The organism is Rhizobium sp. WYCCWR 11128, from assembly GCF_013416305.1.
Lineage (GTDB): Bacteria > Pseudomonadota > Alphaproteobacteria > Rhizobiales > Rhizobiaceae > Rhizobium > Rhizobium indicum.
This window is the reverse complement of record NZ_JACCEZ010000004.1, coordinates 379,159-400,906: the sequence shown is the minus strand read 5'-3', so window position 1 is coordinate 400,906 and position 21,748 is coordinate 379,159. Positions and strand designations below refer to the sequence as shown.

The following is a 21,748-nucleotide window of genomic DNA, read 5'->3' as shown; positions in this document are numbered from 1 at the left end:
GCGGCATGGGAGAACCTGGAGGATACCCTATGACGAGGATTTCACTCGGCTGTGCCGTCCTGCGCGGCACTGTCTCCACTGCTTTGATGGTATCGTTGATGTCCGCGTCTGCGCTGGGTGCGCCGGTCGACTTGAGCAAGTGGTCGCCGGAATATGTGCGCTCCATTGCCGGCACACAGGACTTTGACACGGCGGCCGATTGCGCCAAGGTCACCCCGCTCGACTACAAGGGGCGACTGACTTTCTGGTATCAGGGCGTGTTCGAGGGCGACCCCGACCTCCTGCGCCAGTATTACAAGGATTTCTTCGAGACCTTCCGCAAAACCTATCCAAACATCCAGCTTGAGGACCAAGCCCTCACCTATAACGACCTGCTGGACAAGTTCCGGACCGCGCTTCTTGGCAATGCAGCGCCCATGGCGGTCCGCCTGCAAATCCTGGGGGGCACCGAGTTCGCCGCAAAGGGCTATCTGGAACCGCTTAAACCCGAGGATGTAGGGTATTCGACCGAGGATTTCTGGCCCGGTGCGATGAAGGCCGTGACCTGGGAGGGGGTGACCTACGGCATCCCAACCAATAACGAGACGATGGCGTTCATCTGGAACGCCGACGTCTTCAAGCGTGCAGGCCTCGATCCTGACAAGGCTCCGGCAACCTGGGACGACGTCGTCAAATATTCCAAGCAGATCCACGACAAGCTCGGCATTGCCGGTTACGGCCTCGTGGCGCGCAAGAATGCCGGCAATACGCCATATCGCTTCATGCCGCAGCTGTGGGCCTATGGCGGCGGCGTCTTCGACGAAGCTACCGCCAACCCGACCTATAAGCAGGTCCAGCTCGATAGCCCCCAGAGCAAAGCGGCATTGCAAGCCTCCTACGATATGTATGTTCGCGACAAATCGGTTCCGGTTTCAGCGCTCACCAATCAGCAGGCGGATAACCAGCCCCTCTTCCTCGCTGGCCAGCTCGGCATGATGGTCTCGCACCCGTCCGACTACAACGTCATGCTCGACCTCCAGAAAAAGACGACGGGCAGCGACAAGGTCAAAGCGCAGACCGTCATCGACAATATGCGCTACGGCCTGATTCCGACTGGCCCCGACGGCAAGCGTGCCGTCGTGTTTGGCGGCTCGAATATTCACATCCTGAAGCCCGAATATGTCGAGGGCGGCAAGGTCGACGAGCCGGCTGCAAAGGCTATCAGCTGCATGTGGGCGAGCCCCGAATGGTCGCTGAAAATGGCCTATGCAGGCTCGAACCCGGGGAACCTTAACGGCTTCAAGACCAAATGGATGAAGGAACGTCTGGACAGTATCAAGTTCCTTGATGTCACGACTTCGATGCTGCCGTACGGCATCCCGTTCCCGGCACTGCCACAGTCCCCCGAGATCATGAACATCATCGTCCCGGACATGCTGCAGAATGCCCTCACCGGTGCCATGACCGTCGACCAGGCAGCGGACGACGCAGCCAAGAAGGTAAAAGACCTGACGGACGGCGGACTCTAGTCCACACCTGCCGATCTGACCGGCTGCGCCTCGATTGCAGCCGGTTTCTTCCGAAGAATAAGGGCAGGGCACAGTGACCATCTTGACTGGCAAGGCCGAGGCGCGCCGAAAACTGCAACCCGAGGGGTCTGGCGTGCTGCGAAAGATTTGGGAGCATCGCGCTGACTACGCGTACGTGCTTCCCGCGATCGCCGTGATGCTCATCGTCATAGCCTATCCGATCTACTACACGATCGAGCTGTCGTTCTTCAACACACCGCCTGGCCTGCAGCTCCGGGACAAGATTTTTATCGGCCTCGACAACTACACCGCTATCCTCACAAGTCCGGTGTTCTGGACAGTCACCTCGAACACTCTGATCTGGACATTTGGATCCACTTTGATCTCATTTGTCCTGGGGTTTGCCTGCGCCCTGGCGCTTCATCGCGACTTTGTCGGCCGCGGTATCCTGCGGGCCATCCTGATCATTCCCTGGGTCATCAGCGCGGTCGCCGCGTCCTATATCTGGAAGTGGATCTACCATTCGGACTTCGGGATCATTGGCGCGGTGCTGGTCGGCCTCGGATTGGCCGACAGGCCGCCGAATTTCATCGACAGCGTCAGCACGGTGCTGCCCTCCCTGATCGTCGTCAATATCTGGCGGGAGTTTCCGTTTGCCATGATCATGATGATGGCTGGCCTGCAGACGGTTCCCGATCAGTTGCTGCGCGCTGCAAAAGTCGACGGAGCCAATGCATGGCAGCGGTTCTGGCACGTCACCTTCCCGCATTTGAGAAACGTCTCGACCGTGACGATCCTTCTGCTGGCCGTGGCCAACTTCAATTCATTCATCATCCCCTGGATCATGACCGGCGGCGGGCCGTCGAACGCATCGCATATCTGGATCACTCACATTTATGAGCTCGCCTTCGGCCGCCAGCGCTGGGGGGTGGCATCGGCCTATTCGGTGCTGCTGTTCCTGATCCTGATGTCGTTCGGCTACTTTTACGTCCGTGCGCTGAGCGGCAACGAGCGGAAGGATGGGAGCGCATGAGCACGATTGCCGAGACTGCTCTTCGCGGTAAGGCCCGTCGCCGTATGCGCATCGACGGATGGCGGTGGGGCGGACGCATCTTCCTCGTGTTCATGATGCTTTACACCGCGTTGCCGATGATCTGGATGCTGATCACCTCGATCAAGTCCGGCTTCGCGGCCATGCAATTCCCGCCGCAATGGTGGCCCGACCAACCCACCCTTGCCAGCTACGAGAAGCTGCTCGATCCGCAAAACAGCGTCGGCCAGGACTTCCTGCGCTTCTTCTGGAACAGCCTTTTCGTCTCCACCGCCACGACCATCCTTTCGGTCATCGTGGCAGTACCTGCGGCCTACGCGTTTTCGCGCTTCACCTTCCCGGGCCGAAACTTTCTGTTCTTCGCCGTCTTGCTTCGCAACATGTTCCCGGCGGTGATCTTTCTCGTGCCGCTCTTCATCCTGATGCGCGCGATCGGGCTGGTGAACACGCATGCGTCGCTCGTCCTCACCTACCTCACATTTGGCCTGCCGCTGGCAATCTGGCTTCTCAAGGGCTTCTACGACAACATCCCGGTGCAGCTCGAGCAGGCGGCGCGCATCGACGGCGCGACGCGGTTCCAGGCCTTTGTCCTGATCGTGATGCCGCTCTCGACGCCAGGAATCATCGCCACGGCGATCTATTCCTTTATCGGCGCGTGGAATGAATACATCTACGCTTACACCTTCCTCTCCAAGAACGAGCAGTTGACACTGCCGGTCGGCATCCAGCGCTTCTTCTCGGAGAATACGACGGACTTTCCGGGCCTGATGGCGGCCAGCTTTATGATGAGCGTGCCCGTCGTGGTCCTGTTCCTCGTCCTGCAACGATACTTCGTACGCGCCCTCACGGAAGGCGCAGTCAAGCACTAGAGGAGTTGCCGGTGGCCCACGTGGTCCTTAACGATCTGGTCAAGACCTATGGCAGCTTCAAAGCTGTCAACAATGTTTCGCTGACGGTCAACGACGGCGAATTCGTTGCGCTCGTCGGCCCTTCAGGCTGCGGCAAAACAACCACGCTCAATCTTGTGGCGGGGCTCATCCCCATCACATCTGGCGACATCGTCATCGGCGACCGGGTGGTCAACGACCTCGACCCCAAGGACCGGGACATCGCAATGGTGTTCCAGAACTACGCGCTCTATCCGCAGAAATCGGTCTACAAAAACCTGGCGTTTCCGCTGCAGATGCGCAAACTGCCAAGGGACGAGATCGACAGGAAGGTCAAGGAAGCAGCGCGCGTGCTCGACATGACGCAGTTGCTCGAGCGCAAGCCACGCGAACTTTCCGGCGGGCAACAGCAGCGCGTGGCGCTCGGCCGTGCCCTCGTTCGCGATCCGGCGGTATTCCTGATGGATGAACCACTCTCCAACCTCGACGCGAAGCTGCGCGTGCAGATGCGCTCAGAGATCAAGCGTTTCCACCAGGACCTCAAGGCGACGATCATCTACGTGACCCACGACCAGCTCGAAGCGGTAACTATGGCCGACAGGATGGCGGTGATGAACGGCGGCTACCTGCAGCAATACGATTCACCGGCGCAGGTCTTCGCCCATCCGGTGAACATGTTCGTCGCCAGCTTCGTCGGCAGCCCGGCGATGAGCCTTGTTCCGCTGGAGGCATCAACGGCAAGCGGCAACACTGTGTTGACCAGCGCGGAGGGCTGGCACTTCGAGCTCTCGCCAGAAAACGCTCAGAAGGTCGCGAGGGCAACAACCAAGAAAGTCGTGCTCGGCGCACGTCACTCGGCGATCAAGTTGCACAAGAGTGCGGTGCCAGGAAGCATCCCTGCCAAGGCCTATACGGTGGAGCCGACCGGAGACGTCACCTTCGTACAGGCGTTCCTGTCTGGCGCCATCGTCAACGTCAGCGTGCCGCCGACTATTTCCGTTGCGCCCGACGAGCAGATTTGGCTCGAGTTCGACCAGGAGCGGATGCATCTGTTCGACGGCGAAACAGAAATGGCCCTCAAGGCCAACTGAGACCAAGCGGATGCGTGTGAAACGAGGGCGTGGATGACTACGAAGCTTAAAATCACGGCGATCAAGCCCTATCCAGTATGGGTAGGAACGCGCAACCAGATGCTGGTCAAGGTCGAGACTGACAACGGCATCTTCGGCTGGGGCGAGAGCGGTTTGAGCGGTCGCGAGAAGGCCGTGGCCGGCGCGATCGAGCACTATCGCGAGTTTCTCATCGGCCGCGACGCGATGCAGATTGGTCGGATCTGGCAAGAAGTCTATCGTAGCCAATACTTCGAAGGCGGGCGCGTTCTGCAGGCGGCGATTTCCGCCATCGACATTGCCCTTCACGACATCAAGGGCAAGGCGCTGGGGGTGCCGGCCTACGATCTGTTGGGCGGCAAGCAGCGCGACCGCATTCCTACCTTCGCCTCCACCGGTGACGAGGCCGAGGGCGATGTTGCCATCGAACGAGCCCGCGAACTACGCGCACAGGGGTGGCAGGCGATCCGCTTCTTCCCCATCGGGCAAAACAGCAAGGATATCTTTGAGCCGCGCGAATCGATCGGCGCTACAGCAAGCATGCTAAACAAGGCGCGCGAGGCGCTGGGCGACGACGTCGTCCTCGGCATCGACTATCATCATCGGTTGTCGGTGGCAGAGGCAGCGAGCTTCTGTAACAAGCTCGGCCGCGGCGTGCTTGATTTCCTCGAGGAGCCAATACGCGACGAGACACCGGAGGCCTACGAATCCCTGCGCACGATGACCGACATCCCGTTCGCCATCGGCGAGGAATTTGCCAGCAAGTGGCAGTTCCTGCCCTACATCGAGCGTGGCATCCATCAGTTCAACCGGCTCGATGTCTGCAATGTTGGCGGGCTCACTGAAGCGATGAAGGTGGCTGGCTGGAGCGAGGCACACTATGTGGACCTGATGCCGCACAATCCCCTCGGCCCAGTCTGCACGGCCGCGACCATCCATCTCGCCGCCGCGGTGCCGAATTTCGCCTGGCTCGAGACCAGGGCGCCCGAAGCAAAGCTCGGCTTCGACAATTCCGACTTCTTCCCCGTGCAACCACGGCTCGACGGCCCCGACTATCCGGTTAGCGATCTGCCGGGGCTCGGCGTCGAGGTCAACGAAGAGGCGGTCAAGGCGGAGAGCTTTCGGTTCTGGGAAGCACCTCACCTGAAGCGCCGCGACGGTTCTGTTACGAACTGGTAGTTCATCCACCGGAGTCTAAAATGACGCATACTCCCGACATTACGCGACCGCCCAAAGATATGATCGACGCATTGAAGGAAATCGGCGCCGCAACGGTTGCCGGCACGCTTGGCCACATGGGCTTCCGCAATCCGCACATGGTCGGTCCCGTACCGCAGAACCGCGGGAAGTCGATCGTCGGGCCGGCGCTGACGCTCCAGTTCATGCCGCAACGGCCGGACCTCTTCACCGAGGGAGAATATGCCGATCCGGAGACGCAGTTGCACCGGCACGTGCTCTATCACGCGCAGGAGGGCGATGTGGTGGTGGTCGACGCGCGCGGCGATATGAGTTCGGGCGTCTTCGGCGATATGATGTCGACCTATTTCAAAGGCAGAGGCGGCGCTGGCATCGTGATCGATGGCTGCATGCGCGATCGGCCCAATGTCGAGAAGCTGGATCTCCCCCTTTGGCTGCGCGGCTGGACGCCCAACTACCATGTGCAGACCAGCATCTACCCCAATGCCGTCAACGTTCCGATTGCCTGCGGCGGTGTCACCGTCATCCCCGGCGACATCATCGTCGCCGACGACGACGGGGTTGTGGTGCTTCCGGTCGCAATGGCCTCGAAGGTAATCGAAGAATCGCAAAGGCATCACGATTGGGAGGAGTTCTCGCGAGTGAAGCTTATGGAGGGCGGGTCGTTGCAGCGCTACTATCCGCTGCATGACGATGCCCGCGGAGAGTACGAAGAGTGGCGCAAAACAAACCGCTTGGAGAACCGAAGTTAGCCTACTGATTACCCTCGGCGGGCCGCGAACCTTCTGAGGTATTGCCGACGTCTACGCAAAAAATAGGGAGTCGAATTTCGCCGCAGCGCGATCAACGGTTTGCTCCCGCCGTCTCCCGCCGTCCTGAGTATTTGCCACGCGAAACTCTGTTTTCCAGACGGTGTATCGCCTCCACATTGCGCTTTACAACTATATAACATAGTTGCTACGTTACTAACAGAGCGCGAGCCTGCTGACTGGTTGTTGGGCCTGCCGTTAATGAAGGACGCTGCGACGATGTCTCGAGCTTACGCCACTTTTTCCGACAGTAGTTTTGCGGGCCGAAGCGTCCTTATCACGGGCGCCGCGAGCGGAATGGGTCTTGAAACTGCAAGGGCCTTCGCCAGCAAGGGCGCGGAAGTCGTCATGGCCGATCGTGATGAGGCGGGGCTGAAGCGCTACGGTGCGGAGCTGCGCAACGGCGGCGCGGCTGTTCACACCGTGACGGTGGATGTCAGCGATCAGGAGAGCATCGACAAGGCCTTCGATTATTGCGACGCCAATCTCGCGCGTCTCGATAACGTCGTGACGTGTGCGGCGATCATCACAGCCAAGCGTATATTCGAGCAGGATCGGGCGCATTGGCACCGCGTGCTCGATGTCAATCTGCTCGGCACCTTCTTCGTCGTACAGGCGGCGGTCAAACGCATGCTCGACAATCCCGATGGCGGCAACATCGTCTGTATCGCCTCGGATGCTGGCGTGCATGGCGGCGGCGGGCTGATTGCCGATACCGCCTATGCGGCATCGAAAGCCGGGACCCTGTCGATGGTCAAGTCGGTGGCGCGGGAACTTGCGGGCAAGAAGATCCGCATCAACGCGCTGAACCCCGGGCCGACGGATTCCCCGATGCACTCCCATATCGACCAGTCACTGAAGGACCGCATCGCCGGCAATCTGCCGATGCGGCGCATGGGGCGGCCGGAGGATATGGCGGCTGCAATCATGTTCCTGTGCTCGGATGCAGCCAGCTTTACCTACGGTGCTGCGCTCGATGTCGATGGCGGATCGATGTTCCGCTAGATCAGGATGATTTTGGGCCCGATCGGCCTGAAATCTGAATCCTGATCTAAATCAAGGGAATAGAGCATGATGTCGTCCGAAAACCGCGCACACTTTTCGGCATAATGCTCTAGACTAGGGAGGGGATAAAACTATGCAGCAGACAGCTCGCCGTTACGCCTATTCGGCCGATATTCCCGAACTCGATGATGTCGATGTGCTCGTCATCGGGGGCGGACCATCGGGATTATCGGCGGCGGTGGCGGCGGCACGTCTTGGCGTGCGGGTACGCCTCGTGGAGCGCTACGGCTTCCTCGGCGGCAACCTCACGGCGGGCCTCGTCGGCCCCTGCATGACCTCCTATTCGCTCGACGGCAGCCAGCAACTGATCCGCGGTATCTACGAAGAATTCGTTCAGCGGATGATGGCGCTCGGCGGCGCGCTGCATCCGAGTACGATCCCGGCAGGCTCGGCCTATTGCGGCTTCATCGTCTACGGCCACGACAAGGTGACCCCTTTCCAGCCTGAGGCGGCGAAGGTCGCGGCGCAGCGCATGTGCGTCGAGGCGGGCGTGGAATTGTTGCTGCACACCATGGTCGTCGATGCCATCGTCGATGACCATGATGCGGACAATCCCCGGGTGCTCGGTGTTGTTTGCGCCGGCAAGGGTGGGCTGAGGAGCGTTCGTGCCAAGGTCGTCGTCGATTGCTCGGCTGACGGCGATGTCGCCCATTATGCCGGAGTCCATACCCGTCAGGGGCGGGAAAGCGACGGCCTTTCCCAGCCGCAGACGCTGTTCTTCCGCGTGCAGAACGTCGATGACCAGGTGGTGGAGGATTATATTCGCGCGCATCCGCAGGACTTTCGGCCTTTCGCCTCGATCGTCGCCAAGGCGACGGCAGAGGGCCGCTTTCCCGCGCCTCGCCGCGGCATCGGCCTTTACAGGACCATGGAACCGGGCGTCTGGCGCATCAATACCGGCCGCGTGTTGCGCCGCAATGGGGCTGACGCCCTTGAGCTCTCGCTTGCCGAAGTCGAAGGTCGGGAGCAGACCGTAGCGCTGCTCGATTTCTTCCGCGACAATCTGCCCGGCTTCGAACAGGTGGAGCTGCGAGACACGGCAACCCAGATCGGCGTGCGGGAAACCCGACGGATCGATGGCGCCTACGAACTGACGCTGCAAGATTTGCATTCCGGCCGCGCCTTCGAAGATGTCGTGGCGTTGTGCGGCTATCCGCTCGATATTCACGACCCCACAGGCTCGGGTGGTGGTACCGGTGGTGACGGGCTCGATGCCGCCAATATCTACCAGATACCTTACCGGGTGATGCTGCCGCGCATTCATGAGGGCCTGCTGGTATCCGGCCGCGCGGTTTCGGCGACACATGAGGCGCTCAGCGCCATTCGCGTCATGCCGCCCTGTTTTGCGCTCGGCCAGGCGGCCGGTGTTGCCGCAGCACTTTCGGTCGGCAACAGGGCCAGCCCCCGACATGTCGACTACGCGGATTTGCGCAGGGAACTTCTGGCCCAGGGCGCCTATCTTGGCTGACGGAAAGAGAAAGCGGGGAAGCGATACCCGCGTTTCTCAAATCAAGCCTTCAGATGAAGGGTCACCAGCACGGTGCATTCGGCGCCATCGGCAAAGCGGGTTGCAACGCGCAGCCAATTGCCGAAGGCGTTGAGCCGGGCCACGGCAACGCCGTCCTGTTCGCCGGGCATGGCGAATTCCGTTCCTTCTCGAACCCAGTGCATGCCGTCAGGCGAGATTTCCACCCAGCCCTTGGGTGCAGCGCCGACGGGGGGCTTCAATGCCCGAATAAAGAACACGGCTTCATGCGCCCAGCCGGCCTCATAGGGTTCGCTCGCGGCGTCGCCGCTCCAGCACTCATTGCGGGTTATTACCGCCGTGATGTTTTCGGGAAGCATCAAAAATCCCCTGAAATACAGATGGAATCGACGTAGAGAAACGCGCGCTTGGCGACATCTGTCTCGGCGAACAGGCAGAAGTTCAGCATGCACCAGAGATTTTTCATCGCCGGAATCCGGATCGACTCGAAGCCGGATACGTCGAAATTCCGGTCGTTGCACTGCAAGCCGGTGGCCTTCATGGAGGCGAGGTCGAAATCGAAACGCATATAGCTCCAGTTCACCTTCGTCGGGATCTCATTGTAGCAGAGCCGTTGTTCACCATCCGGCAGGTCCAGCCAGCCCTCGGGCGCCAGGTGATAGTGGCTTACGGTCTTGTCTTCCCGGCCAATGGCGGTGAAGACCGTGGTCTCACGTTTGTACTGCCATTTCTGCAGGTGCTTGCCGTCGAGTGCATTGAGAAAGCGCAGATGTGGCATAACCCGCTCGCCGTCTCCGTCCCGATCGCCGCATTGCAGGTCGAACAGGAAGCCGATCGATCGCACGTCGGTTTCCGATAGTTTCAGTTCCGTCGCCTCCGGCTTGAACGTGAAAAAAATCTCGAAACGGATCGGCCCGCGCTTGCGGAAGGTGTGACGCTTGATTGCAACGTTCTGGGCACCCGGTTTTGCCTTCGTGGCGATCTTTAGCGCATAGGACGAATCCATGCCGCCGTGGGATCCTGCATCCCAATGTCCGAGCGTTGAGAGCATGGCGCTCGAGTGCTGGGCAAAGCCCGGCAGCATGACGTCGAGGCTGTCCTCGTAATTGCCGACCAACTGTGACCAGCCGCAATGCCCGCGCGAAAAATCGTCAAAGGACAGGATACGCGGCAGAGGATCGAAACGGCTGAGCGCCGGATCCGCGCGAAGCATGCCGAGCCTCATGGCTTCCATCATGTCGGCTGTGGAAGAGGGGGCTGATGTCGTCATTGTGGCGTTGACCTCACTGTATGCGGAGCCGTTTGACGGCTTCCCAATCGATTTCGATGCCGAGACCCGGCCGTGTCGGCACGTCGAGCTGGCCATTCTTCTGGCGCAGGCAGCCTGGCGCCAGATCGGCCAGGTCGCGCTTGAAGGGGCTAAGATCGCATTCGCATTCCATCACCCGGAAATTCGGAAGGGCGGCCGCAAGATGCGCGCTGGCCGTCTCGCAGATAATGCCGGACATGCCGATATGCGGGGCGTAGGCCACATCATGAAGGGCGGCATAGTCGGCCATGCGCCGTGTTTCGGATATGCCGCCGGCACGGGCGATATCTGGCTGCAGGATTGAAAGGGTGCGGTTGGCGACGAGACGCTGCGCCTGATCGGCGGTAAAGTTGCTCTCTCCGGCTGCGAGCGGTACGCCGCAGCGCTTGCGCAGTTCTTCGTAGCCTTGCTCGTTTTCCGGCGCCAGCGGCTCCTCGAACCAGAAGTAACCGTTGGCCGAAAGTGCCCTGCCGACTTCGATCGCCTGGTCCAGATCATAGGCCCAGTTGGCGTCGACACAGAGCTCGATATCGTCGCCGGCGCGTTTGCGCAGCCGTTCGATACGCCGGCAGGCTTCCTTGACGGGATTGGCCATCTTGACTTTGATGCGCGGGAATCCCTCACCGATATAGCGCTCCAATTCGCGATCCGCCTCAGCATCGTCGACCCAGTTTACGGCGGCGGCATAGACCTCGATCGTTTCCCGGCCGATGCCGCCAAGCAGCTTGGCGATCGGCATGCCCGCGGCCTTGCCCATGATGTCCCACAGAGCAATGTCGACGCCGGCGATCGCCTCGATCAGCATGCCGCCGGCGCGGCCTGACAGCGAGCGCCGCATGGATTGCCAGAGTGCGCCGATGTTGCGTGCGTCCTGTCCGATCAGCCGTGGTTTTAAAGAGGTTTCGATCAGTTCCGCATAGGCCTTGGGCGAAAACCGGGCCAGCACCTCACCGACGCCGACGATGCCGGCATCGGTGCGCACCTCGACGAGAACCATCGAGACCTTGTGATAGGTACCCCAGGACGTGACGGTCGGTTTGGGCAGCGTCTGGCTGAGCGGATGAGCGACGACATCTGAAATGAGGATCGCCGGTCCGGTCGAACGTTGCACAGAATCCATCGGCTCTTTCGTTCCCAATGTTTTGTTCGCTGCTCTTGGTTTTGCTCGCTGCTTTGGGGCGTGTCTGTTATTCCTAGCTAGATGTTGGTGACTTGGCAACTGATAAACCTAGTTGCTAAGTTGGAAACTGCATGTTAGCTTTGTGAATATGAGGATCGAAATGACCGAAATTCCCGAAAGGAAACCCGTTTTCACCTCCAAGCCGCCGAACCCTTCGCGGTTGGCGGATGGGGTATCCGATGCGATTGCCGCCGCGCTCTTTGATGGGCGCATCTCGCCTGGCGAGCCGTTGCCGCCCGAAGGGGAGATCGCCAGGGAGTTCGGTGTCTCGAAGCCGATTGCCCGTGAGGCGCTTCGCCAGCTGACGGCAGCCGGGTTGATCTTCACCCAACAAGGCAAGGTTGCCCGCGCCAAGGCGCTTAGCGGCGACTCGATGGACAAAATCTACGGCTACGCGGTGCGTTCCAGTCTCAAGCGGCTGCGCGAAGCCAATGAAATGCGCCGCGTCGTCGAGACGGGAATTGCCCGGCTCGCCGCCGAACGTCGCGATCCGGAAGGTCTGGAGATCATGCGGCAGGGCTTGGCGGGCATGCTGGCTTCCGTGCAGGAGCCTTCCGGCTTTACCGCCGCCGATATCCTGTTTCACCTTGGCCTTGCCGTGACGACTGGCAATTACATGATCCGCGTGCACATGGAGAGCATGCGTTCCGTGCAGCGCGAGGTGTCGGAATTGTTTTCACGTCGCGCCAATCGCAGCGACGCTGACTGGCGGGCAACGATTGACCGGCATCAGGCGATCTACGACGCAATTGCAGTTGGTAATGCCGACCTCGCCGAGCAAAAAATCCGGGAGCATTTCGAAGCTGCCGACATTGCCTCGCTCGAGGTGGCCGACAAGTTGAAAGATGCCGAGCGATGAGCGCCGCGCGCTTCTCACTGAAAGGCCGGCGCGTGCTGGTAACCGGTGCCAGTTCCGGCATCGGCCGGGCTGTTGCGCTTGGCCTTGCGGAGCATGGAGCGGAACTGATCCTGCATCATTTCGGTAATGAGACGGGCGCGAGCGAGGTCGTCCGGGCGACAGGCGGCACAGCGCCGGTACTGGAAGCAGACTTCACCGACGGGCGTGCGACGCGGGCTTTTGCCGATGAAGTGCTCAAAACATACGGCCCGATCGATATCCTCATTGCCAATGCCGCCATCGAACATCGGCGGCCCTGGCAGGAATTGGATGAGGCGCATGTCAACGCCCATGTGGCATCGAATTTCTCGGCGCTGCTGACGCTGACGGCAAAGCTGGTTCCACCGATGGCCGAGCGGGGCTGGGGCAGGGTCGTCGCCACAGGCAGTGTCATGGCGGTGCGGCCGCGGGCGGAAACGGTTGTTTATGCGTCGCTCAAGGCGGCGCAGTTGACTGCGATCAGGTCGATTGCGCGCGAAACCGGCCATCGCGGCGTCACGCTGAATGTGGTTTCGCCGGGTGCGATCGAGATCGAAGCCAATGCCGCGCGCTACGGCGACCCGGCGTTCCGCGAAGCGGTTGCCGCCAAGATCCCTGTGGGCAGGCCGGGCCAGCCGCAGGACCTGGTTGGGGCGTTTGTTTTTTTGTGCAGCGATGCTGCCAGCTACATTACGGGTGCAAATATTCCGGTCGACGGAGGATGGTCGATCGGAGACGCGCCCGGGAGCCTTCCGCACGCTGCCGGGTGAGCGGCCTGCGGCAAGGTTTTCGAGATCATGCGGCGGAACCATCCGCCGCAGCTTGCAGCCAAAATTCCAGGCGAATGCCGTTTGCATTCAGTCGGTGAAGGCTGACTGCCAACGACCAAAAAGGGAGGAAACCATGAAGGCCGCATTAGCAGGTATCGCAGCATCCGCGTTGACATTGTGCATATCGACGTCTGCCGTCTTCGCGACGGATCTCCGCATGACGGTCTGGACCGGGAGCGAGGCTCATCTGAAGATGCTGAATGGCATCGCGGAGAGCTTCAAAGCCACACATCCCGACGTCAATGTGAAGTTCGAGACCGTGCCGGTCAACGACTACACGCAGAAACTGACCTTCCAGATCGCCGGCGGCAATGCTCCCGACATAGCCTGGATGATGGAGGATGCCGCTCCGGCTTTCGAAAACGCCAATCTCCTGAAGGATCTCGGCCCGACGCTCAAGGCGGCGGAAGGCTATGATTTCGACGATTTCTCGAAGCCGGCCATGGGCCTCTGGCAGAAGGACGAAACGGTCTACGGCATTCCGTTCTCCACCTCGCCTTTCATGATCTACTACAACAAGGACATGTTCGACAAAGCTGGGCTCGAAGACCCGCTGACGCTCGCCGCCAAGGGCGAATGGAACATGGACAAGTTCCAGGAAGTCTCCAAGAAGCTCGCGCAAGCCAATCCCGGCAAATGGGGCTTCGAGTTCAAGGATGGAGAAGGCTATGCCTCTCGCATGACCCATGCCCTTCTGCCGCCAATCCGCGCCTATGGCGGCGATATCTGGTCGAACAAGGAATGCGGCTTCGACAAGCCAGAAGCCGTCAAAGCGGTCAAGCAGCTGCATGACATGGTCTTCAAGGACAAGTCCATCGTTCCGCCAGGCGAACAGGGCGATTACTTCTCCGGCAATTCGGCGATGACGGTCAACCAGATTTCCCGTGCTTCGAAGATGGCGGAAGCCGGCTTCAAGTGGGGCATCGCACCGTTGCCCACCGGCCCAGGTGGTGAGTCACCCGTTATCGGCCAGGCCGGTCTTGTTGTGTTCGCCCAAGGCAAGAATACGGAAATCGCCGCGGAATTCGTGGCGCATATGACCAATAAGGAAAATGTCGCCACCATGGCGCAGTTCTTCCCGCCGGCCCGCAAGAGCGTTCTGCAGGCCGATGCCTTCATCAACGGCAACAAGCTCGTGCCGCCCGAGATGATGAAGAATGTGGCTGCCGCGATAGAAAGGGGCCGGGTGGTCTCGGCCAACGAAAAAGCGCCCCAGATCCTTGCCGCCATGGCGCCTCGCGTCGATGCCCTGTGGAAGCCGGATGCCGATGTCGATGCCGCCATCAAGGGCATCTGCGCGGCAATCCAGCCGCTGCTTTGATCAGAACGAAGATGGCCGATACCGTTCATAACTCCATTCGAACCGGCCATAAGACCTGGCTGACGTTGAAGATGAGAGAGATGATGGAGGCGTGGCTGTTTGTCAGCCCCACCTTCATCGGCTTCCTCATCTTCTTCCTCGGTCCGCTCTGCGCAGTGGTCTATTATTCAATGACCGAATGGAACCTGCTCAGTCAGCAGGCCACCTTCGTAGGCCTTGCCAATTTTCAGAATGCGCTCCTCGAAAACCCTGACTTTTGGCTTGTGGTACGCAATTCGGTTATTTTCGCGATCGGTCTCGTGCCGCTCAACATGGCGCTCGCACTCGCCTTGGCGCTCGCCCTTTCCCGGCCGTTTTTCGGGGTCGTGTTCTTTCGCACGGTGTTTTTCGCTCCTGTCATCACCTCGGCCATCGCCTGGGCGATCGTATGGAAATTTCTACTGCAGGGAGAAGGCGGTTTCATCAACCAGGTACTGGCGCTGGTCGGGATCACCGGTCCAAACTGGCTGCGTGAACCGAGCTGGGCCATGGCGGCGGTCATCGTCACCCGCGTCATCAAGATGGTCGGCCTCAACATGATCCTCTACATTGCGGCGCTGCAGGCGATCCCGCGGGACTATGAAGAGGCAGCGCGCCTGGAGGGCGCCTCACGCCGGCAGATCTTCAGCATGATCACCTGGCCGTTGCTGGCGCCGACCACGCTGGTCATCATGGTCATCACGACAATCGGCTCTTTCAAGGTCTTCGATCATATATACCAGATGACCGGCGGCGGCCCGGAAAACGGCACCCTTGTGCTTGCCTTCTACATTTACCAGCAGGGCTTCAAGTTCTTCAATGTCGGCTATGCCTCGGCGCTCGCCATGATCATGTTCGTGATGATCATGGCGCTGACCCTGGTACAAGTGATGCTGCGGAGAAAGGGATCGGAGTGACCCAGCGCCAAGTCCAGATCCTCTACCGCACGTGCTGGACGATCGCACTCTTGATCGCCGCCATTCCTTTTGTTTTCCCATTCGTTTGGATGGTGTCTGCGGGCTTCAAGAGCGTGACCGAGATATTCGGCGCGCCGACGCTTATTCCGCGCGTCTGGCGCTGGCAGAATTTCGTCGAAGTGTTCACATACCAGCCGTTCGCGCGGCAGTATTTCAACTCGCTTTACATCGCGATCGTGGTGACGGCGCTCACCCTCGTCATCTCGTCCCTGGCCGGCTATGCGCTGGCGCGCATGCGGTTTGCCGGTGCCGGGCTGCTGATGCTTTTTCTGATCTCGGCGCTCATGGTGCCGGAGGAGGTGACGATCATTCCGAACTTCTTCCTCATGCGCTGGTTTGGTTTGGTGGATACTCACTGGCCGTTGATCCTGCTGCCCACCTTCGGCCCTCATGGGGTGATGGCAACGTTCCTGATGCGCCAGTATTTCTTGGCCCTGCCCAAGGAGCTGGAAGAAGCCGGCAAGATGGACGGCCTCTCACGTTTCGGCGTTTGGTGGAAGATAGCGCTGCCGATGGCGCGTCCGGCCCTGGCTGCGGTTTCCATCATCACCTTTCTGTTCTCGTGGAACCTGTTCCTGGAGCCGCTGATCTTTCTGAGCTCGCTCGACATGTTCACGCTGCCTTTGGCCTTATCGAACTTCAACGACAGCTACGGCCTGCCGCTGTGGAACCTGCAGCTTGCCGCTACCAGCCTTGCCGTGGTGCCGATCCTGATCGTCTATCTGATCGCCCAGCGGCAGATCATCGAAAGTTTTGCGCTATCAGGCGTGAAGGGATGAGGATTTTTCGTTCATGAGCAGTGTATCGCTTAAAGGCATCGAGAAACGCTTCGGCGCCGTCGAGGTCATCCGCGGCGTCGATCTCAGGATCGATCCGGGCGAGTTCGTCGTATTCGTCGGTCCGTCAGGCTGTGGCAAGTCCACCTTGCTGCGGCTGATTTCGGGGCTGGAATATCTCAGCGGCGGTGAACTTGCGATTGGCGGCCGGGTGGTCAACGAAGTGCCGGCTTCGAAACGTGGTGTTGCCATGGTCTTCCAATCCTATGCCCTCTATCCGCACCTGACCGTCAGGGACAATATGGGCTTCGGGCTGAAGGTCCGCAAAGTTCCGGCACAGGAGCGTCAGAAGCGCGTCGATGAAGCAAGCGCCACGCTGAAGCTCGAAGCATTGCTCGATCGCTACCCCCGTGAGCTTTCCGGCGGTCAGCGGCAGCGCGTCGCGATCGGCCGCGCCATCGTCGGAAATCCCGATGTCTTCCTGTTTGACGAACCGCTGTCGAACCTCGATGCAGAGTTGCGCGTGCACATGCGCTCTGAAATCGCCGCACTGCACAAGCGGCTCTCCACGACGATGATCTATGTAACGCATGACCAGATCGAGGCGATGACGCTCGCTGACAAGATCGTCGTTCTGCGCGATGGCCGTGTCGAGCAGGTCGGCTCCCCCCGGGAAATATACGAGCGGCCGGCAAATATCTTCGTGGCGCAATTCATCGGAAGCCCAAAAATGAATCTGCTGCCTTCGGATATCGCGCCTTTGCTGACAGGCGCAACGGCAGCGGATACCGCCGTCGAGACCATCGGGATAAGGCCGGAGCATCTGAGCGTCGTGGAGCCTCGAGAGGGGACGCTGCGCGGAACCGTCGGGCTTTGTGAATATACCGGGGCGGTAACACTGCTTCACGTCAAGCTGCCGGCTGGGCATGATTGCCTCGTCCTGCACGACGGTGGTGACATGAAGGCGGGAATCCAAATAGGGCTCACCGCCGATGGCTCGAAGGTGCACTTTTTCAATGGCAACGGGCAAACAATAAAGCGGACTGAACAAGGCCGGACTGCTTGAACGTACGGCCGCTCCTGGCGAGGGCGCGAGCCGCAGAAATCTCTTAAGAGCGGGGTTCGTCTACTCGCCCTGCCGCAAGTTGCGAAGTCGGTCGAAAAGGACGGCGAGCACGATTGCCCCACCGATAAAGCAGCCCTGCCAGAACGCGTTGATGCCAAGCAGGCCAAGACTGTTGCGGATGATTTCGATGAGTGCGGCGCCGACCAAGGCTCCAAAGGCGGTGCCGACGCCGCCGGCCAGATTGGCGCCGCCGATAACCGCAGCGGCAATGACCTGAAGTTCCATCCCGGCGCCGATATTTGTGGTGACGGCGCCGAGCCAACCGGTTTGAATGATGCCGGCAACCCCCGCCGAGAGGGCAGAAATCATATAGACGATGACCTTGATCCTCGGCACGGGAACGCCTGTCAGTGTCGCGGCGTGCTCATTGCCGCCGATCGCAAAGACATAGCGGCCGAACTTGGTCCAGCGCAGCACGAAACCGGTAATGAGTGCCAGCACGACCATGTAAAGCACTGGATTGGCGATGCCAAAAACCCAGGCGCCGCCACCCAGCGCCAATAGTTTGTCGTGATCAGGTCCGAACTCAAAAACCACAGTGTTGTTCGATGCAACCATCGCAAGGCTGCGCGCAATCGATAGCATCCCGAGCGTGACGACGAAAGGTGGGAAGCCGAGATAGGCAATCAAGACGCCGTTGAAAGCTCCGACCAACAGAGCCGTACCGATCGAGGCGGCGATGCCGACTTCAATACTGTATCCCGCATGCATGACGACCGCCAGCACCATGCTGCACAGGCAAAGTACGGAGCCAACGGACAAATCGATGCCGCCGGTGATGATGACCAGCGTCATGCCCAGCGCGATAATTGCGACGAAGGTGACGTTGCGGGTGATGTTGTAGATGTTCTTCGCCGTCGCAAAGGAGTCCGTTGCCATCGACAGAAAAATGCAGGCTAGAATGACTGCAATCAGCACCCAGAATGTCTGGCCGCTCATGATCGTTGCAAGCCAGCTCCGTTGCTTCTGTCCGATCGTTTGGTCAAGTGTAATCGCCATCGTCGACCTTCTTCCTTCCTGTTGCAACGGATAGCATCGATCACACCTGTTCGATGGCGCCGGTAATCAGTCCCGTCACTTCCTCCGGCGAACTTGCCGCAATCTGCTTGTCGGCTACTTTTCTGCCTCGCCGCATCACGATCACACGGTCGGCGACCGAAAAGACGTCGGGCATGCGGTGGCTGATCAGGACAACGACAATGCCCCGGTCCCGCAATTGGCGGATAAGATTCAGAACCTCAGCGACCTGGCGCACGGAAATGGCTGCGGTCGGCTCGTCCATCAATACGATTTTCGCTTCAGACAGCATCGTGCGGCCGATCGCGACCGCTTGGCGCTGGCCACCTGACATTTGCTTGACGAGATCGCGCGCCCGCGTCTCGGATTTGAGCTCGCGAAATATCTCGCCGGCGCGCTTGTACATGGCCTTGTGGTCGAGGATGCGAAGAGGCCATACGCCGCGGCGCAATTCTCGTCCGAGGAACACGTTCGCTGCCGCCGTCAGATTGTTGCAGAGCGCCAAGTCCTGGTGAACGATCTCAATGCCATGCTGGCGCGCTTCCTTCGGCCGATGAAGCACGAGATCGGCGCCGTCGAGGCGCATGGTTCCATGGCTCGGCCGGAAGTTGCCGGCAATCATCTTCACCAGGGTGGACTTGCCAGCGCCGTTATCGCCCATCAGGCCGACAACCTGCCCGGCTTCGAGCGAAAACGAAACATCGTTGACTGCCTGGATGGCACCGAAATGTTTGGAAATATTGCTGAGCTCAAGAACCGCCACCAGCCTCCTCGCCTCCCAAAACCTGCGGGCTATCCATCGCACCGCACCCTGCATGTCTTCGATGCAAGGCTCCGGCGAATTCGCTTTTCCAATACCCTCCCAGGAAAAGCGATTGGGAGCATTTACGCAAAACCCTGCGACAGCGTCAACTCATTGTCCCGGCCATTGACCTTATTGTCGCAAAAATCTGTTTTGTCAGACAAATATCATTTGACGAAAGTGGCGCCCGGATATTAGCTATCAATGGGGGAGAAAGAGCATGCTGATCCTTGTGACCGGTGCGACGGGCAAGGTCGGGCGGCGCTTCATTGCTGGGCTGCTTGACGATCCGAGATTTTCCAAAGCCCGTATTCGTGCGCTTTGTCATAATCGTTTGTACGAGGCGACCGACCGTGTCGATGTCTTCCAAGGCTCGATCGCCGATCGCGATGTCGTGGCAAAGGCGCTGGATGACGTTACCCATGTCGTGCATCTCGCCACATGCAAGGAAACGCCTGAAGACATCATGGATGTCACGGTCAAAGGTCTCTTTTGGCTGCTCGAGGAGTTCCGTACGAGCGTCACCGCACGCCAGTTCATCCTGATCGGTGGTGATGCGGGTGTGGGACATTTCCACTATCGCCACGACGGCCCGATCACCGAGAACGCCCGCCATTGTGCCTATCCGGGAAGCTATGCGCTCTCCAAAGTCCTGGAAGAGGTCATGCTGGAGCAGTTTGGCATCCAGTATGGCCTCAATGGCTGTTGTCTGCGCGCGCCCTGGATCATGGAAAAGGACGATTTCAAGTATTCGCTGTCTTTTGGAGACGACGTCTTTGGCGGTCCGGACTGGAAGACGCTCGTTCCGGAAGACGCGGCGCGGCGCTATGCGGCGATGGGTACGGTGCCGCTGCTGCTCGATGCTGACGGTCGTGCGCTGAAACGCAACTTCGTTCATGTCGACGACCTTGTTTCGGCAATACTGGCAGCGATCGACAACCCGCGGGCGGAGCGGCAGCTCTTCAATATCTGCATGGATCGCCCCGTCGACTATGCTGAAGTCGCCGCCTATCTCTTGCGCACGCGCAATTTCGGCTCTGTCGACATACCGAGCCGCTTCCATTCCAATTGGATGGACAACAGCAAGGCCAAATACCTGCTGGATTGGCAGCCAAACTACGATCTCGAAATGCTTATCAACTCGGCCTGGCAATACGAGCGTTCAAAGGAGGAGCCTCGCATCGTCTGGTATCCGGGTTGATTTCGTATGGCGGGCACGCGGTGTCCGTCTGTTTCAAGGGAGGAAACTATGAGGAAGGCATTACTACTTACAGCCGCAGTTTTAGCACTGACCGCCGGGCAGGCCTTGGCCAAGAAGCAACTCGTCATCGTCGTCAAGGGCCTCGACAATCCGTTCTTCGAAGCAATCAATCAAGGTTGCCAGAAATGGAACAAGGAGAACCCCACGGCGGAATACGAATGCTTCTACACCGGTCCGGCATCGACATCCGATGAAGCCGGCGAAGCGCAGATCGTTCAGGATATGTTGGGCAAGGCAGACACGGCTGCAATCGCAATCTCGCCGTCAAATGCAAAGCTCATTGCCCAGACCCTGAAGACGGCCAATCCGACGGTTCCGGTGATGACGCTTGATGCCGATCTTGCCGCCGAGGATGCAGCGTTGCGCAAGACCTATCTCGGCACCGACAACTATCTGATGGGCGCCCGCATCGGCGAATACATCAAGAAGGGCAAGCCGAAGGGCGGCAAGATCTGCACGATCGAAGGCAATCCGGGAGCGGACAATATTCTACGCCGCGCACAAGGAATGCGCGACACGCTTACTGGCCAGAAAGGCTTGACCGAGCTGAAAGGCGAGGGTGGCTGGACCGAGGTCGCCGGTTGCCCGGTGTTCACCAATGACGACGGTGCCAAGGGCGTTCAGGCAATGACCGATATCCTCGCGGCCAATCCCGATTTGGACGCATTCGGCATTATGGGTGGCTGGCCATTGTTCGGTGCACCGCAACCCTATCGCGACCTGTTCAAGCCGCTGGCCGACAAGATCGCCAGCAACGATTTCGTCATTGGTGCCGCCGACACGATCGGCGACGAGGTCGCCATTGCGAAGGAAGGACTGGTGACGGCGCTCGTTGGCCAACGACCGTTCGAGATGGGCTACAAGGCACCGTCGGTGATGATGGATCTGATTGCCGGCAAGCCGGTTGAAGATCCGGTCTTCACCGGGCTCGATGAGTGCACAAAGGATACAGTCGACACCTGCATTCAAAAGTAGGTTCACGGTTTGGCGCACCCGGTTCCAGGGTGCGCCGACTGTCCTTAAGAGACGGATCGAGAGATCCGCTGGGCTTGACGCGCCCTGAATTCCGCGCTTTGTGCCGGCGTCAATCGCAGGCGACTTCCTCGTTATTACGATTGTTTTGATCATACGTGCAGACAGTC

21 protein-coding genes are annotated in these 21,748 nt (G+C 59.6%); 16 read left to right on the top strand and 5 right to left on the bottom strand.

Annotation, left to right across the window (positions count from 1 at the left end; translation table 11 throughout):
• Window positions 1–29 precede the first annotated feature (29 nt).
• The 8 genes from HX898_RS16620 to HX898_RS16585 all read left to right on the top strand — a co-directional run bounded on the left by HX898_RS16620 (window position 30) and on the right by HX898_RS16585 (window position 9,094).
• Window positions 30–1,508 (top strand): sugar ABC transporter substrate-binding protein, encoded by a 1,479-nt coding sequence (locus HX898_RS16620; RefSeq protein ID WP_180195127.1) that lies wholly within the window; start codon window positions 30–32, stop codon window positions 1,506–1,508.
• Between the two features lie 73 nt (window positions 1,509–1,581).
• The gene (locus tag HX898_RS16615; RefSeq protein ID WP_138330099.1) at window positions 1,582–2,541 is read left to right on the top strand and encodes a sugar ABC transporter permease; all 960 of its coding nucleotides are present in this window, start codon (window positions 1,582–1,584) and stop codon (window positions 2,539–2,541) included.
• Complete coding sequence (locus HX898_RS16610; RefSeq protein WP_138330101.1) at window positions 2,538–3,428, top strand: carbohydrate ABC transporter permease; 891 nt, start codon at window positions 2,538–2,540, stop codon at window positions 3,426–3,428. Before HX898_RS16615 ends, HX898_RS16610 begins: the two co-directional genes overlap by 4 nt.
• An 11-nt stretch (window positions 3,429–3,439) precedes the next feature.
• Window positions 3,440–4,537, top strand: a complete 1,098-nt coding sequence (locus tag HX898_RS16605; protein ID WP_138386731.1) for an ABC transporter ATP-binding protein — start codon at window positions 3,440–3,442, stop codon at window positions 4,535–4,537.
• 33 nt (window positions 4,538–4,570) lie between these two features.
• Complete coding sequence (locus HX898_RS16600) at window positions 4,571–5,734, top strand: mandelate racemase/muconate lactonizing enzyme family protein (RefSeq protein WP_138386732.1); 1,164 nt, start codon at window positions 4,571–4,573, stop codon at window positions 5,732–5,734.
• 20 nt (window positions 5,735–5,754) lie between these two features.
• Window positions 5,755–6,504 carry a ribonuclease activity regulator RraA gene (locus HX898_RS16595; RefSeq protein ID WP_138330107.1) on the top strand — a complete coding sequence of 250 codons (750 nt, stop codon included), beginning with the start codon at window positions 5,755–5,757 and terminating at the stop codon, window positions 6,502–6,504.
• 258 nt (window positions 6,505–6,762) lie between these two features.
• Window positions 6,763–7,566: an SDR family oxidoreductase gene (locus HX898_RS16590; RefSeq protein ID WP_180195126.1), complete on the top strand. Its 804-nt coding sequence runs from the start codon at window positions 6,763–6,765 to the stop codon at window positions 7,564–7,566.
• Between the two features lie 133 nt (window positions 7,567–7,699).
• Entirely contained in the window at window positions 7,700–9,094 is a 1,395-nt protein-coding gene (locus tag HX898_RS16585; protein ID WP_180195125.1) for an FAD-dependent oxidoreductase, read from the top strand.
• A gap of 41 nt (window positions 9,095–9,135) precedes the next feature.
• Here the strand turns inward: HX898_RS16585 and HX898_RS16580 are convergent, their stop codons facing one another.
• From HX898_RS16580 to HX898_RS16570, 3 genes are read right to left on the bottom strand one after another with little or no spacing between them, the layout of a single operon-like run.
• Window positions 9,136–9,471, bottom strand: a complete 336-nt coding sequence (locus tag HX898_RS16580) for a hypothetical protein (protein WP_180195124.1) — start codon at window positions 9,469–9,471, stop codon at window positions 9,136–9,138.
• Window positions 9,471–10,337 carry a DUF6772 family protein gene (locus HX898_RS16575; RefSeq protein ID WP_138330663.1) on the bottom strand — a complete coding sequence of 289 codons (867 nt, stop codon included), beginning with the start codon at window positions 10,335–10,337 and terminating at the stop codon, window positions 9,471–9,473. The genes HX898_RS16580 and HX898_RS16575 overlap by 1 nt, the downstream gene beginning before the upstream one ends.
• Window positions 10,338–10,395: 58 nt before the next feature.
• Window positions 10,396–11,541, bottom strand: coding sequence for a mandelate racemase/muconate lactonizing enzyme family protein (locus HX898_RS16570; RefSeq protein WP_180195123.1), 1,146 nt, complete (start codon window positions 11,539–11,541; stop codon window positions 10,396–10,398).
• 160 nt (window positions 11,542–11,701) lie between these two features.
• Here HX898_RS16570 and HX898_RS16565 point away from each other — a divergent pair, with 160 nt between their 5' ends.
• From HX898_RS16565 to HX898_RS16540, 6 genes are all read left to right on the top strand, one after another.
• Entirely contained in the window at window positions 11,702–12,460 is a 759-nt protein-coding gene (locus HX898_RS16565) for an FCD domain-containing protein (protein WP_138386737.1), read from the top strand.
• A complete protein-coding gene (locus HX898_RS16560; protein ID WP_138330119.1) occupies window positions 12,457–13,248 on the top strand; it encodes an SDR family oxidoreductase in 792 nt (263 codons plus the stop codon). The genes HX898_RS16565 and HX898_RS16560 overlap by 4 nt, the downstream gene beginning before the upstream one ends.
• A 133-nt stretch (window positions 13,249–13,381) precedes the next feature.
• Window positions 13,382–14,629 (top strand): sugar ABC transporter substrate-binding protein, encoded by a 1,248-nt coding sequence (locus HX898_RS16555; protein ID WP_180195122.1) that lies wholly within the window; start codon window positions 13,382–13,384, stop codon window positions 14,627–14,629.
• 11 nt (window positions 14,630–14,640) lie between these two features.
• Window positions 14,641–15,564 carry a sugar ABC transporter permease gene (locus HX898_RS16550; protein ID WP_180195121.1) on the top strand — a complete coding sequence of 308 codons (924 nt, stop codon included), beginning with the start codon at window positions 14,641–14,643 and terminating at the stop codon, window positions 15,562–15,564.
• Entirely contained in the window at window positions 15,561–16,403 is an 843-nt protein-coding gene (locus HX898_RS16545) for a carbohydrate ABC transporter permease (protein WP_138330124.1), read from the top strand. Before HX898_RS16550 ends, HX898_RS16545 begins: the two co-directional genes overlap by 4 nt.
• A 13-nt stretch (window positions 16,404–16,416) precedes the next feature.
• Window positions 16,417–17,466 carry an ABC transporter ATP-binding protein gene (locus HX898_RS16540; protein ID WP_180195120.1) on the top strand — a complete coding sequence of 350 codons (1,050 nt, stop codon included), beginning with the start codon at window positions 16,417–16,419 and terminating at the stop codon, window positions 17,464–17,466.
• A gap of 60 nt (window positions 17,467–17,526) precedes the next feature.
• On the opposite strand, the gene HX898_RS16535 is transcribed toward HX898_RS16540, so the two are convergent.
• Entirely contained in the window at window positions 17,527–18,525 is a 999-nt protein-coding gene (locus tag HX898_RS16535; RefSeq protein WP_017961842.1) for an ABC transporter permease, read from the bottom strand.
• A 40-nt stretch (window positions 18,526–18,565) separates the two neighbouring features.
• A complete protein-coding gene (locus HX898_RS16530) occupies window positions 18,566–19,306 on the bottom strand; it encodes an ATP-binding cassette domain-containing protein (RefSeq protein ID WP_012758785.1) in 741 nt (246 codons plus the stop codon).
• 259 nt (window positions 19,307–19,565) lie between these two features.
• Here HX898_RS16530 and HX898_RS16525 point away from each other — a divergent pair, with 259 nt between their 5' ends.
• Together HX898_RS16525 and HX898_RS16520 are read left to right on the top strand one after the other, a co-directional pair.
• The gene (locus HX898_RS16525) at window positions 19,566–20,546 is read left to right on the top strand and encodes an NAD(P)-dependent oxidoreductase (RefSeq protein WP_180195119.1); all 981 of its coding nucleotides are present in this window, start codon (window positions 19,566–19,568) and stop codon (window positions 20,544–20,546) included.
• Window positions 20,547–20,594: 48 nt separating this feature from the next.
• Complete coding sequence (locus HX898_RS16520; RefSeq protein WP_012758783.1) at window positions 20,595–21,581, top strand: substrate-binding domain-containing protein; 987 nt, start codon at window positions 20,595–20,597, stop codon at window positions 21,579–21,581.
• Window positions 21,582–21,748: the final 167 nt, after the last annotated feature.

What these genes read in the sequence shown, in the direction of transcription:
- HX898_RS16620 (WP_180195127.1), top strand. Translation starts at nt 30, where the DNA reads ATGACGAGGATTTCACTCGGCTGTGCCGTCCTGCGCGGCACTGTCTCC.
- HX898_RS16610 (WP_138330101.1), top strand. Translation starts at nt 2,538, where the DNA reads ATGAGCACGATTGCCGAGACTGCTCTTCGCGGTAAGGCCCGTCGCCGT.
- HX898_RS16600 (WP_138386732.1), top strand. Translation starts at nt 4,571, where the DNA reads ATGACTACGAAGCTTAAAATCACGGCGATCAAGCCCTATCCAGTATGG.
- HX898_RS16595 (WP_138330107.1), top strand. Translation starts at nt 5,755, where the DNA reads ATGACGCATACTCCCGACATTACGCGACCGCCCAAAGATATGATCGAC.
- HX898_RS16590 (WP_180195126.1), top strand. Translation starts at nt 6,763, where the DNA reads ATGAAGGACGCTGCGACGATGTCTCGAGCTTACGCCACTTTTTCCGAC.
- HX898_RS16585 (WP_180195125.1), top strand. Translation starts at nt 7,700, where the DNA reads ATGCAGCAGACAGCTCGCCGTTACGCCTATTCGGCCGATATTCCCGAA.
- HX898_RS16580 (WP_180195124.1), bottom strand. Translation starts at nt 9,471, where the DNA reads ATGCTTCCCGAAAACATCACGGCGGTAATAACCCGCAATGAGTGCTGG.
- HX898_RS16575 (WP_138330663.1), bottom strand. Translation starts at nt 10,337, where the DNA reads ATGAGGCTCGGCATGCTTCGCGCGGATCCGGCGCTCAGCCGTTTCGAT.
- HX898_RS16570 (WP_180195123.1), bottom strand. Translation starts at nt 11,541, where the DNA reads ATGGATTCTGTGCAACGTTCGACCGGACCGGCGATCCTCATTTCAGAT.
- HX898_RS16565 (WP_138386737.1), top strand. Translation starts at nt 11,702, where the DNA reads ATGACCGAAATTCCCGAAAGGAAACCCGTTTTCACCTCCAAGCCGCCG.
- HX898_RS16560 (WP_138330119.1), top strand. Translation starts at nt 12,457, where the DNA reads ATGAGCGCCGCGCGCTTCTCACTGAAAGGCCGGCGCGTGCTGGTAACC.
- HX898_RS16555 (WP_180195122.1), top strand. Translation starts at nt 13,382, where the DNA reads ATGAAGGCCGCATTAGCAGGTATCGCAGCATCCGCGTTGACATTGTGC.
- HX898_RS16550 (WP_180195121.1), top strand. Translation starts at nt 14,641, where the DNA reads ATGGCCGATACCGTTCATAACTCCATTCGAACCGGCCATAAGACCTGG.
- HX898_RS16540 (WP_180195120.1), top strand. Translation starts at nt 16,417, where the DNA reads ATGAGCAGTGTATCGCTTAAAGGCATCGAGAAACGCTTCGGCGCCGTC.
- HX898_RS16535 (WP_017961842.1), bottom strand. Translation starts at nt 18,525, where the DNA reads ATGGCGATTACACTTGACCAAACGATCGGACAGAAGCAACGGAGCTGG.
- HX898_RS16525 (WP_180195119.1), top strand. Translation starts at nt 19,566, where the DNA reads ATGCTGATCCTTGTGACCGGTGCGACGGGCAAGGTCGGGCGGCGCTTC.
- HX898_RS16520 (WP_012758783.1), top strand. Translation starts at nt 20,595, where the DNA reads ATGAGGAAGGCATTACTACTTACAGCCGCAGTTTTAGCACTGACCGCC.